Genomic DNA, 11,962 nt, shown 5'->3' with positions numbered 1-11,962 from the left:
TATTTACTATGAAGTAGAATATATCATCCCAATTGTAGCGTCAACTGTAGTTTTGAGATAGGTTTTAGAGGCTGACTTTTCATAGATATATAGAAATTTGATAAGTTACTCAATATCAGAAAATCTTGAGTTGTTGTCATCGAAGAAAGTATTATATTAGGGTAAACTAATTAATTAAGTTACTTATATGTATGAACCAAACTCACTTTGCTTAATAGATAAGTGTCAATTTTTGTTATGTGATTTGATATAAAACATAATTGTTGGGTCAGTTTTGATTAAATCTAAAAAAATTAGCAGAATATATGTTTACTAGAACTAAGTCTATTCCTGTGTTTACATTTTTTATTAATTAACTTCAGGGTTCAAAATATTAGAACCGAAGCTGTGAAAAATGAGAGAATTAAGGCATGTAAATTCATAAAAAAAACATTTGCCTTTACATTCTCAATTTGGAGGAAATTTGAAGTGAAAGAAAGCCTGAGGAAATCTGGCATTGATATTATTGGAGATATACCCTGGGGCACACATATCTGTCAATTCTATCAAACAAAAGAAGATTTAATGGATACACTGGTTCCTTACTTCAAGACGGGACTGGAAAACAACGAGTTTAGTATGTGGATCACATCAGAACCCCTGGAAGTCGAAGATGCAAAAGAATTCCTGAGGGTGGCTGTTCCCGATATTGATAGCTGTTTGGAGAAAGGACAAATACAAATTATTCCCTACTATCGGTTTTATACAGAAGAGGGCGCTTTTGATTCGGATAGAGTCTTAGATTTTCTGGTTGAAAAACTCAATAAGGCCCTGGCAAGTGGATACGATGGATTGAGGTTGAGTGGAAACGCTTTGCGTTTGGAGAAAAAGGATCGGAGCGATTTTGTTAACCATGAGATAAAACTGGACAGTGATATAGGCAATTACCGGATGATCGCTCTCTGCACTTATTCTCTTGACAGGTTCGATGCACCTGAAGTTATTGAGGTGGCTATCAACCACCAGTTTGTGTTAATCAAAAGGGAAGGAAAATTGGAACAGATAAAAAATTCCAGGTGTGAAAAGGAAGAAGAAAAAATCCGGAGTTTAGCAGATATTGTGGAGTTATCAAATGATGCTATTTTAACTATATCGCTTGATGGTACCATCACCAGCTGGAACAAAGGTGCAGAGCAAATTTATGGCTATTTAGCTAAAGAAATTATTGGGAAGCCAATATCCATCCTTGAACCGTCCATCTTAGTTGAGGAAACAGAAGAATTGATCGAACTATTTAAACAGGGAGATAAAATCCACAATTATGAGACTTTACGGTTAAGAGAAGATGGCAGGATAATAAATGTTTCAGTGACTTTCTCTCCGATACTTGACGCCTCTAAAAAGCTGGTTTCTATTTCAGTTATTTCCAGGGATATAACCAGAAGCAAAAGAGTAGAAGAAAAACTCCGGAAAAGTGAAGAAAGGTACAGAATCGCTACTGAGCAGACAGGGCAAGTGGTATACGAATATGATTTAAGAACAGATAAGAGCAGCTGGGCAGGTGCTATAGAAGAAGTTACAGGGTATAGCTTTGAAGAGTTCCAGAGGTTTGGCAAGGAAGTGTGGCTTAAAAATATCCACCTAACAGATATGAATAGTAGAGATGATAAATTTCAGAGTGCGAGAAAGACCGGAGGCAGATTTAAGGAAGAACTAAGGTTAAGAAAAAAAGATGGAAGTTGCATTTATGTAGAAAATAACGGAGTCTGGCTTATGGGTGATAACGGCCAGCCTTATGGAGCTATCGGAGTACTGAAAGACATTACTGAAAGAAAAAAAACGGAATACTTCCTTAAGAGCATAGAAAATGCCCGTAAAAAGGAAATCCACCACAGGATCAAGAACAACCTTCAGGTAATTTCTTCCCTTCTCGATCTTCAGGCTGATAAGTTCAATGACACAAAAGTTGTTGAAGCTTTCAGGGAAAGCCAGAACCGAGTAGTTTCTATGGCTCTCATCCACGAAGAGCTGCACGAAGGCAAGGGAAGCGAGGTATTGAAATCTTCTAAATATCTAGAGAGGCTTGTCGAGAACCTTTTCCAGACATACAAATCTAGAAATGTCGATGTTAGGTTGAATATGGATCTGGAAAAAATATTTTCTTTGGTATGGATACTTTAGTTCCGTTAGGGCTAATCGTTAACGAACTTGTTTCAAATTCTCTTAAACATGCGTTTGTCGACAGAGATAACGGGCAGATTCAAATTAAACTTTTCAAAGAGGAATCAAGTGGATATAAAAACAATATGGCAGGAAGCAAACAAGAGAAAGTTCAAAGTACCAGTTTTATCCTGATAGTCTCAGACAACGGAATAGGTATGCCTGGAGATTTTGATTTGAAGAACCCTGCTAGCCTTGGCATGCAACTGGTAACCACTCTCATAGACCAGTTAGAAGGCAAACTTGAACTGAAAAAGGACAATGGGACGGAATTTACTGTGAAATTTAGAGTGATTTAAAGAAGTAAAACATAAAAAGAAATGAATTGTATGTAGGTTTACTGGTTTTAGTTTTTAATAAGAAATAGTCTTTACCTATTAATTAGAGAGCTCTATCAATCATAGAGTTCTATCAATCTGGTCATGGACCAAACAATACAATCAGTAACGAAATTATTTTGTAGTGGTTCCTATACAAGATGAATGAAAAATACTATTGATCAAGAATTTTAAAATAGTTTAATAGTCTTTTTAGAAAAAGTTACAGTAAGGAGTTATATCATGAAATTAGATTTCAAGGACCTTGCTCTAAGGTTCATCTTCGGGGGAGCTGCTGTTGCTGCATGTTATATTATATTGCAGATAATCCCTTCGAAATCTTTTGCGGGAGATTTTGCAGCTTTTCCAGCAGTTATGGCAGCTGCCGTAATAATGGCAGGACATTTCGGGACTTCAGAGCAGGCTTCTGACATTGCTCTCGGGGCCAGTGCAGGGATGATAGGTTGCACTATATGTGTGTTCACTGCTGCTTTCTGTATGGAGCACCTTAATAGATGGGGTCTTTCAATTATTATTGCCCTTATAATCTGGTTTTTCAGCTCATATTTTGCAACCAGGCTGATCCAGGGTTTCTTGGGAAAAATGAAAGAAAAAAGGCAGCAAAAAACACATTATTAAAGCACATTATTAAAGCACATTATTAAAACATATTATTAAAACATATTATTAAAAATACATTGTTAAAAAATATACTATAAAATTTCTCAAGTTCCAGAAAAAATCCTGGATAAGAAACTTCTCTGGACTTGTCTTTATTATATCTTTTTCCGGACTTTTCCGGGATTTATGCTCCTCTGAAATATTCCGGAATCTCTTCTTCTATGTTTGTTGTGCTATTTATCTGCTTATTGTTTTAGTTTCATTGGTTCTCCGCAGCATGTTACGTTGCCCGTACAGCAGGCATCAGTAGAGCAGGATGCATCTCCGCACTCTTTTACTACCTGAAGTTCAAAACCACATGCTTCACAACGAAGAGTCTGACCCATTTTCAAATCTCCACAGTTCATTTTCATATCACCTCAATATCTTGATATGGAAAGTATGTAATTTAGGTTCAAACTGTTTTTGAAACAATGATTCTGAACATAGGTCTGGGAAAAGTTGGAGTTAAAAAGTTGGAGTTAAAAAGTTGGAGTTAAAAAGTTGGAGTTAAAATGTACAAAAATAGAGTTCATTTCCTTCTTACTTCGCAGTTCAACCTTATTTAATATACAATCAGCTTTATTTATATCTAGTTGTAAAAATTAAAACATAACTGTAATCAACTTGGATCTAAGTAGAACTGATCTGATATAACTGAAACTAATTCAAATTTCAGTAAAATTAAGTAAGATTAATCAGAACACACTGAAGGTTATTCTAACCCATCTCAAACTTACTACATATAATGTGTTTAGATCTCAGAAGAGCACGCACTTTTATTAAAAGCCCTGAGTTTTTTGGAAAGAAAATACTAAAAAAATATTTATAGGATCTACTAGCGTGTCAATGTTCTAGCTTTCTACGCTTCAAACTTCAGTTACCTTTTTAAAGCTCTGTTCTGTCAGGAAGAGTAAATTCTTATTATATTTGCCGTAAATATCTATAATGGCAAAACCTATTTTCGGATCAAAAAACAGGAAATGTTTTTATGAAGATGAACCCACGCTGCACTTATTGCCTGCTTTCAAGAGTACACTTTCAATCTAAGCTTTCTACTGACGATGAAGACCTGATAAGCAAGACCATTAAAGAATGCCTTGAAGTTGTGACTCGGAACTACAGTCCCGATGCGGTATCGGCTTCCGTAGCCACTAAAGTTCATAGGAAATGCTATGAGGTTCTGGAAGACAATGACCCTTATGCGGTAACAAAGAAACTTATCAACCAGGCTGCGCTGAAAGTCCTGCCTGCGGCGAAAGAAAAGATTTATGAAAATTCTCCTGATAATGGAGAACTTTTCAGGCGTGCAGTGCTGGCATCCGTGGTCGCTAATTACTTTGATTTCGGAATCATGGGTTTTGATGCAAGTGAAGACAAATTTGAGGCTGCTTTTCGGGAATATTTCGAAAATGGGCTTGATGTGGATGATACTCCCAAAATGCTCGGGCTCATGCAGGACGTTGTTTACATTGCCGACAACTGCGGAGAAATCCTCTTTGATATGCTTGTTTTTGATATAATCAAAAAACTCGGTGGAAAGATCACACTCGTAGTCCGGGGTGAGCCCATTCTGACAGACGTGACTTTAGAAGAGGTAAGAGAATTCGAAATTGATAAAAAAGTTGATAGAGTCATGACAACCGGCTCAAATGCCGTAGGTGTCCTGATTGAGGAAGCTCCGGCCGAACTGCTTCAGGCAATGAAAGATGCAACCCTTATTATCAGCAAGGGCATGGCCAATTACGAAACTTTGTCCGAACATAACTTTGGGCCTATTGCATACATGCTTCTTACTAAATGTGAGTGTGTTGCTGAAGACCTGGGACTTGAACAGGGCTTATCCATTGCAAAACTGATGAACTGTCCCTGAGCTTTCCTCTGAGAAGTTTTCGGAAGCTTCTTATCTCTCAGGCTCACTAATATAGTTATGGCTATACTATGGATGGCAGAAAAACAGTTTGATGCATGTAGCAGCATGCAGTAAAGTGCTATTACCACGGCATAGAATGTATTATTATACTGAGTTATATTAACTAAATTGAAAAATTTGAAATAATTCGTAAGGAGATATGAAAAAATGTGTGAACTCAATGTGTTCTTGCTTCGTGGAGATGAGCGTGAGAGAATTATGGATTCCGTAGCAAGGATCCTTGTTGAAGGCGACTCAGTCCAGCTTACAGGAATTTTAGGGGACCAAATGACTGTCGAAGGCTCAGTCAAAGAAGTTAACTTCTCACGAGGAGAAGCCCTTATCCTTGCAAATTAAATTTTTTTGTTTTTGTTTTTGTTTTATCTCTTCTTTTATTATCCTATACTCTTTCCTGTCTTTATTTCCTTTTTCTTTCTTCATTCTTTTTTTCTGTCCTTACTTTCTTTTCCTTTTTCATTCCTTTTTTCTGTCTTTACTTTCTTTTTTCTGCCTTTACCTCTTTTTCTCTGTCTCTATTTCTCTATTTTCCTTTCTTTTCCTACTTAGTTCTCGGGAATAACCTATAGAAAAAGGATCTGTAAGCTTCCGAATTTCTGAATCTGCCTTCTAGTTTCTTTAATTAATAAGATATCTCGAGAAAAACATTTATCTGACTTTGTCTATTATAACTCCATGTGTTCCGAGATACCAGAGGCTTAGGTTAAGACATTCGAAATGTCTGCTAGTGCAATATCTTGGATTACGTGTCGGCAGTTTACAACAAATCCGCAAAAATTATAAAAATAGTTATAATCTATGGATACACCTTAAACTTATGCCTACACTCTAGACTTATGTAATCAAATGTCCGGAATTACGATATCCGGCTAAATTTTAAACTTTCAGTAGTTTAGGCTAATGTCAAGTTGGGTAATAGGATTAAACAGGATTGGATAAAATGGTTAAAGCAAAAATCGCAGTAAATGGTTACGGAACCATAGGGAAAAGAGTTGCAGATGCTGTACGGGCTCAGGACGATATGGAAATTATCGGAATTTCCAAAACGAAGCCTAATTACGAAGCTGCAGTGGCCCACCAGCTAGGATATGACATCTATGCCCCAGCTGCAAATCTCGGAGCTTTTGAGAAAGCCGGAATGCCTGCAGCCGGGACAATTGAAGAAATGGTCGAAAAGGCTGACCTGGTTGTAGACTGCACGCCCGGAGGAGTTGGGGAAGGAAATAAATCTCTGTATGAAAAGGCCGGAGTAAAGGCAATCTGGCAGGGCGGCGAAGATCATTCACTTGCAGGTTTTTCATTTAATGCGATTTGCAATTACGAGCAGGCTGTGGGCCGTGACCTGGTAAGGGTTGTCTCATGTAACACTACCGCACTTTGCAGGGCTATTTACCCAATAGACAAGGAATTGGGGGTAAAAAAGGTCAGGGTAATTCTTGCAAGAAGGGCAACCGATCCTAACGATGTAAAGAAAGGGCCAATTAATGCAATCGTACCCGATCCGATCAAGCTTCCATCTCATCACGGGCCTGATGTAAAAAGTGTGCTTCCGCAGATTAACATTACAAGCGCAGCCCTGAAGATTCCGACAACCTTAATGCACGTACACACCGTGAACATGGAAGTCGATAAGGATTGCACTGTAGATGAAGTTAAAAACATCTTTGGTTCCCAGCCAAGAATCCGTTTCGTAGGACAGGGAATGTCGTCTACAGCGGAAATTATGGAATTTGCCAGAGATATGAAGCGCCCCAGAAATGACATGTGGGAAAACTGCATCTGGCCTGAATCAATCACTGTAGGGGATAAGGAGATTTATTTCTTCCAGGCTGTCCATCAAGAATCTATTGTAGTTCCGGAAAATATTGATGCTATAAGGGCCATGATGGAACTTGAAAGCGATGGTGCAAAGTCAATTGAAAAGACAAACAAGGCTATTGGTCTGTATAACAAGTAATAAAGATAAGGTGCCGGAATCTAAGTCTTATAGTCTAAGTCTATATCGACTCCGGCTTTGAATGTTCCGGATATTCAACCTGAATATCTGGAATTAAATTTCTGAAACCCGGAAGTTTCATACATAAATTTATATTCTGTATTGGATTTGTATTCTTCATTGGATTTCTTGCTAATCTAAAAAATAGAAAGCCGAAATCCTTATCTTTTGAATAAAAAAGTATAATCTGAAATTTTCAATTGGAAAAAATGGCTAAGACATGAATTCAACAAATTCAGGATTTTTGAAGTTATCCCGAGATGCTTTTAAAGCCGCATCAGACTCTATCTGTGATCTAGCAGGTACTGATGATGCAGGTAGTTTTATCTGTATGGGAGCCGACGGAACTCCTACTACTAAAATAGATCTCGCAGCAGAGGACGCTATAGTTGAAGTCCTTAAAGAAGACGGCAGGTCCATGAGAATTATCAGCGAGGAGCTTGGCGAACTTATTTTAGGGGATTCTCCCGAGTTTTCTGTTGTTCTGGATCCGCTTGATGGGACCTATAATTCCACAGTCGGAATTCCCTTTTATAGTGTTTCTCTAGCCATTTCTTCTCACGATCTTTCAGATCTAAGGTTCGGGTATGTGAGTAACCTTGCCTTACGCGAAGAATACTACGCAGAAGCCGGAAAAGGGGCTTACCTTAATGGAAAAAAAATAAAAGCTTCCGTCAACTCGGAGCTGAATAAGTTATGTGTCAGTGTTTACGGCTACCGGCAAAACGTAGAAAGAACCCGAAAGATATACAGAAGCGTCAGGAGGGTAAGGTTATTCGGGAGTGTAGCCCTCGAGTTGTGTTATGTAGCTTCAGGCAAGCTTGATGCTTTTGTTGACGTCCGAAATGCTTTGCGGGTAACTGACGTGGCAGCAGGGCAGCTGATTCTTGCCGAAGCAGGCGGGCTTGTCACGGACGGATACGGAAATTCTTTAAGACTTCCTGATAATGTTACTGCAAGAGTGGAAATGGTTGCTTCCAACGGACACGTACATGAAAAGCTTTTAAAATTACTCTTCGGGGGATAAGTTGGCGATAAAGAAAATAGGAATATCTGCACGCTGCGACAGGCCTGAAGTAATTGAAAAGGTAAGTGAGATTCTTGCCCATTTCAGCTCAAAGGTTCAAATTTTTGTCGCCACTCCAACAGCTGAGGTACTCGGAATAGAAGGTACTCCGGTTGAAAGAATGAGAGAAGAAGGAGTGGAACTCATTATCAGTGTAGGAGGGGATGGCACAGTACTCCGAAATATTGCCAAAATGAAAGACCCTCTTCCTATACTTGGAATTAATATGGGTACGCTTGGCTTTCTTGTAGATGTTGAGCCCGAAAATGCTCTTGAAACCATAGAAGAAGTGCTTTACGGCTTTTCTTATACCGAAAGAATGCGAGTCGATGTTTTCCTTAATGGGGAAATGCTTGATACTGCAACGAACGAGATTGCAATAATGTCTGCAAAGCCCGCAAAGATTATTCAGTTTGAGGTTTATGTCGGAGATTGTCTTCTTGACTCGATGCGTGCGGATGGTGTGGTTTTTGCAACCCCTACAGGCTCTACTGCCTATGCGATGAGCGCAGGTGGCCCTATTATAAGTCCAAGAGTAAATGCTATTGTGGTTGTTCCTGTTGCTCCTTTTAAACTCTCGTCAAGGCCCTGGGTTATCCCGTCAGACAGCGAGATCACTATAAGGCTATCGGCTCCAAAAAAAGAGGCGGTTATTGCGATTGACGGGCAGAAATCTTACAGAATCAAACCCGACGACGTCGTCAAACTTAAGAAATCCAGATTTCCTGCACGCTTCGTAAGAATTTCAGATACATGTTTTTATGAAAGGGTCCAGAGAAAACTTACTTGAATTAAGCTTTTACTTTATGTTAGAGCAAGCTTTTACTTTACATTAGAGCAAGCTTTTACTTTATATTAGAGTAAGCTTTTACTTTATATTAGAGTAAGCTTTTACTTTATATTAGAGTAAGCTTTTACTTTATATTAGAGTAAGCTTTTACTTGTTACTCTGAGAGGTCTTTACTTGTTAATTTGAGAGAGCCTTCGTTTAATATTAAGAAAAGCCTTTACATACTCCCAGAGAAAAACCTTTACTTATAGTTTAAGTTTTTCTGTCATATTGAGTGCTTTTTTCTGTTCTGGGAATACTTCAATCTTCTCGTGTAACTTTTAACTGAAAATCTCCCTGATATGAGCCAAATTGTCAAACTTGAGCTCATTTTCATCCCGTTTTTTGAGAAGCCGTTGCCGGAAATTCTATTCCTCCAAGGAAAACATTTATACATATGCAGGTAAAGCTATGCTTAATTTTGACGAGATACAGGATTTTCTGACTTTTAGGGGCGTTTGAACCTTGGTACCTTCTTATTCAGTCTTTGAGTATTTTTCAGATAAATTATCTATATATCATTAAAAATAATTACGAAAATGCCTCACAATAATTAAACAATCACAGGAAGTAGTAATAATGTCAGAGAGCGAGCAGTATTCCAGAAACAAACTCATGGATTTTATCGAATATCGCCCCCTAGATATCGAAATATGTGACGTGACTCTACGCGATGGGGAACAGACTCCGGGTGTTGTGTTCACAAAAGAACAGAAGCTGGCAATGGCCAATGAACTTGATTCTATGGGTATCGAGGTTATAGAAGCCGGATTTCCGGTAGTTTCCGCAAATGAAAAGGAAACCGTTAAGGAAATTGCAAACCAGGGCTTTAATTCAAGGATCTGCTGCCTCTCAAGAGCAGTAAAAGGGGATGTGGATGCTGCCCTTGAATGTGATGTTGATATTGTGAGTATTTTTATTGCAATGTCGGACATGCACCTCAAATACAAGTACCATCGAAGCCTTGAGGAGATGCTTGGCTGTGCCAAGGAAACCATTGAATACGCAACCGATCACGGGTTAAAAGTACGTTTTGCAGCTGAGGACGCTAGCCGAACCCCGATCGACCGTTTAAAACAGGCCTTCAAGGAAGTCGAAAATGAATATAAAGTACAGTATGTGAGCCTTGCAGATACTATCGGGATCCTTAATCCTACAACGACGCACTATCTTGTTAGCGAAATTTTCAAGGAGGTCAACACCTCAATCTGTATCCACTGCCATGACGACCTGGGAATGGCAACCGCAAATACTCTTGCAGCCGCCGAAGCCGGGGCAAAACAGCTCCATACTACGGTTAACGCAATCGGGGAACGTGCAGGAAATGCTTCCCTTGAAGAAGTGATAGTAGCCCTAAGGGTACAGTACGGCATAGACCGTTATGACACTACAAAGCTGACCGCTCTTTCTAAAATGGTCTCCGAGTATTCAGGCATTACACCTTCGGTAAATAAAGCTGTTGTCGGGCAAAACGCCTTTACCCACGAGTCTGGAATTCACGTTGCTGCAATCCTTGAAGAGCCACGAACCTATGAACTCTTCCTCCCGGAAATGGTCGGCGGAAAGCGCAACCTGGTTGTAGGAAAGCACACAGGCACAAAAGCCTTAAAAGGCATAATTAACAGCATAGGTCTCTGCCTTGAGCGGGAGGAACTCTGCGCCCTGATCGATAAAGTCAAGGTTTGCACTGAAGAAAGGCATAAAAGCATCTCAAGGGATCAACTTGAAAGGTTGATTACTCAGGTCAGGCAGGAAAAGAAGACAAACGAAAAAGGAGAAGAGAAGTTTTCTATTTGAAAATTCTAAATCTTTCACCTAAACTCATTTGTTTTTCTCATTTTAAAAACTTGTTTTATTTATTTTTGATTTCCGGTTGTTTTTTCGGTTTCCAGTTATTTTTAGATTTTTAACTACCTTTCCATTTTCAACTACCTTTCCATTTTCGATTACCTTTCCATTTTCAGTTATTTTTCTTGTCTGACCTTTTTGTCTGGCAAACAGCAGCTTTTTGGCCTGTGATTTGAACAGGGAACTTTCTTGCAAATAAACATGCAACTACAAGCAGAGCAACTGTGAAATTGATATGCAGGAAAGGAATAGCTGAAGTTTTCTTCGTTGCTGTTTCATTTAGAGTCCAGTGCCTGATATCTCCAACTGTATTACCTTCAACAGCAAAACATTCATGGGTGCCGTTTTCTTCAAAATTGAAAATCCATACTTCTCCTTTTCTTTCAGAAGAAATGTCTATATCCTTTAACTCTCCAGGGTTTAACCCTGCTTCAGCAGCGCTTTGCCTGACAAGCTCAAGTGCTTGAGTTTTTGAGCGGACAGGGCCCGATAGTAAAATTTCAGGCTGTTCGAATTTCACAAATTCATATTCTTCTGTCGTATATTCCATTCCCCTTCCAAAACCCCAGCTTTCATTACTTAAACTTATTTCCACTTCATAGGGCCCATTTAATTCGTTCTCATGAATTCTGCCGCCTTCAAAATTGAGGATAACTGTACTGGTATTTCCGTCCAGGTAGGTATAATTTTTTGCAAGGTTAAGCGTACGAAACTCATGAGCTGTTGAACCTTTACTCTCATGATAACCCAGGTCTACACTTAGATCTCCAGTGAAAAAATAAGTAGAGGGTATGCTACTCCGAGCATTAAACTTAACCACCAGGTAATCATATAGTCCATCCCCATCCAGATCTAATCCGTAATCAGAAACTTGCCCAATGAACTGTACGGGACTTTGAGGATCTGCTGTCTCTTCAGGATCTTCGTCTGCCATAGCAGGACTCATCAATGCAAAAGGTATTATCAGTGAAAGAATAAGCTGAAAGAATACCAGGCATTTCTTCTCAATCAAAAGGCATTTTCTTGAATCCATATTATGTACCTCGGATTCTAACCAATCAAATTTAACTTTTAATAAAAATTGAAATTTAATTAAGATAACTAAATTTCAAAAGTA

The 11,962-nt window shown here is 38.8% G+C and carries 11 protein-coding genes; 9 read left to right on the top strand and 2 right to left on the bottom strand.

The genetic code is table 11. The features are described from left to right. Window positions 1–468 precede the first annotated feature (468 nt). The 3 genes from MSBR3_RS18830 (at window position 469) to MSBR3_RS05710 (ending at window position 3,155) form a co-directional block, all read left to right on the top strand. Window positions 469–2,160, top strand: coding sequence for an MEDS domain-containing protein (locus MSBR3_RS18830; protein ID WP_230627853.1), 1,692 nt, complete (start codon window positions 469–471; stop codon window positions 2,158–2,160). Continuing rightward, a complete protein-coding gene (locus MSBR3_RS20940) occupies window positions 2,148–2,498 on the top strand; it encodes a sensor histidine kinase (protein ID WP_052723298.1) in 351 nt (116 codons plus the stop codon). The genes MSBR3_RS18830 and MSBR3_RS20940 overlap by 13 nt, the downstream gene beginning before the upstream one ends. Before the next feature lie 261 nt (window positions 2,499–2,759). After that, on the top strand, window positions 2,760–3,155 hold the full coding sequence (locus MSBR3_RS05710) for a DUF3147 family protein (RefSeq protein ID WP_048107060.1): 396 nt from the start codon (window positions 2,760–2,762) through the stop codon (window positions 3,153–3,155). A 227-nt stretch (window positions 3,156–3,382) separates the two neighbouring features. Here the strand turns inward: MSBR3_RS05710 and MSBR3_RS20065 are convergent, their stop codons facing one another. After that, window positions 3,383–3,544, bottom strand: coding sequence for a hypothetical protein (locus MSBR3_RS20065; protein ID WP_196297015.1), 162 nt, complete (start codon window positions 3,542–3,544; stop codon window positions 3,383–3,385). 623 nt (window positions 3,545–4,167) lie between these two features. Between MSBR3_RS20065 and MSBR3_RS05705 the strand changes: the two genes are divergently transcribed. The 6 genes from MSBR3_RS05705 (at window position 4,168) to MSBR3_RS05680 (ending at window position 10,794) form a co-directional block, all read left to right on the top strand. Further along, window positions 4,168–5,049: a damage-control phosphatase ARMT1 family protein gene (locus tag MSBR3_RS05705; RefSeq protein ID WP_048107059.1), complete on the top strand. Its 882-nt coding sequence runs from the start codon at window positions 4,168–4,170 to the stop codon at window positions 5,047–5,049. Between the two features lie 207 nt (window positions 5,050–5,256). Further along, window positions 5,257–5,445, top strand: a complete 189-nt coding sequence (locus MSBR3_RS05700; protein ID WP_048107058.1) for a CooT family nickel-binding protein — start codon at window positions 5,257–5,259, stop codon at window positions 5,443–5,445. Between the two features lie 601 nt (window positions 5,446–6,046). Continuing rightward, window positions 6,047–7,063: a type II glyceraldehyde-3-phosphate dehydrogenase gene (locus MSBR3_RS05695; RefSeq protein WP_048107057.1), complete on the top strand. Its 1,017-nt coding sequence runs from the start codon at window positions 6,047–6,049 to the stop codon at window positions 7,061–7,063. 259 nt (window positions 7,064–7,322) lie between these two features. Then, on the top strand, window positions 7,323–8,129 hold the full coding sequence (locus tag MSBR3_RS05690; protein ID WP_048107056.1) for a bifunctional fructose-bisphosphatase/inositol-phosphate phosphatase: 807 nt from the start codon (window positions 7,323–7,325) through the stop codon (window positions 8,127–8,129). Window position 8,130: 1 nt separating this feature from the next. Next, window positions 8,131–8,958 carry an NAD(+)/NADH kinase gene (locus tag MSBR3_RS05685; RefSeq protein WP_048107055.1) on the top strand — a complete coding sequence of 276 codons (828 nt, stop codon included), beginning with the start codon at window positions 8,131–8,133 and terminating at the stop codon, window positions 8,956–8,958. 618 nt (window positions 8,959–9,576) lie between these two features. After that, a complete protein-coding gene (locus MSBR3_RS05680; RefSeq protein WP_048107053.1) occupies window positions 9,577–10,794 on the top strand; it encodes a homocitrate synthase family protein in 1,218 nt (405 codons plus the stop codon). 163 nt (window positions 10,795–10,957) lie between these two features. Here the strand turns inward: MSBR3_RS05680 and MSBR3_RS05675 are convergent, their stop codons facing one another. Then, window positions 10,958–11,878, bottom strand: coding sequence for a hypothetical protein (locus tag MSBR3_RS05675; protein WP_048107051.1), 921 nt, complete (start codon window positions 11,876–11,878; stop codon window positions 10,958–10,960). Window positions 11,879–11,962: the final 84 nt, after the last annotated feature.

This window comes from Methanosarcina barkeri 3 (assembly GCF_000970305.1).
Classification (GTDB): domain Archaea; phylum Halobacteriota; class Methanosarcinia; order Methanosarcinales; family Methanosarcinaceae; genus Methanosarcina; species Methanosarcina barkeri_A.
Note: the sequence above shows the minus strand (reverse complement) of the source record. Positions and strands in the feature narration are given on the sequence as shown.

Coding starts and splice junctions, on each gene's coding strand:
- MSBR3_RS20940 (WP_052723298.1), top strand. CDS start 2,148: ATGGATACTTTAGTTCCGTTAGGGCTAATCGTTAACGAACTTGTTTCA.
- MSBR3_RS05710 (WP_048107060.1), top strand. CDS start 2,760: ATGAAATTAGATTTCAAGGACCTTGCTCTAAGGTTCATCTTCGGGGGA.
- MSBR3_RS20065 (WP_196297015.1), bottom strand. CDS start 3,544: ATGAACTGTGGAGATTTGAAAATGGGTCAGACTCTTCGTTGTGAAGCA.
- MSBR3_RS05705 (WP_048107059.1), top strand. CDS start 4,168: ATGAAGATGAACCCACGCTGCACTTATTGCCTGCTTTCAAGAGTACAC.
- MSBR3_RS05700 (WP_048107058.1), top strand. CDS start 5,257: ATGTGTGAACTCAATGTGTTCTTGCTTCGTGGAGATGAGCGTGAGAGA.
- MSBR3_RS05695 (WP_048107057.1), top strand. CDS start 6,047: ATGGTTAAAGCAAAAATCGCAGTAAATGGTTACGGAACCATAGGGAAA.
- MSBR3_RS05690 (WP_048107056.1), top strand. CDS start 7,323: ATGAATTCAACAAATTCAGGATTTTTGAAGTTATCCCGAGATGCTTTT.
- MSBR3_RS05680 (WP_048107053.1), top strand. CDS start 9,577: ATGTCAGAGAGCGAGCAGTATTCCAGAAACAAACTCATGGATTTTATC.
- MSBR3_RS05675 (WP_048107051.1), bottom strand. CDS start 11,878: ATGGATTCAAGAAAATGCCTTTTGATTGAGAAGAAATGCCTGGTATTC.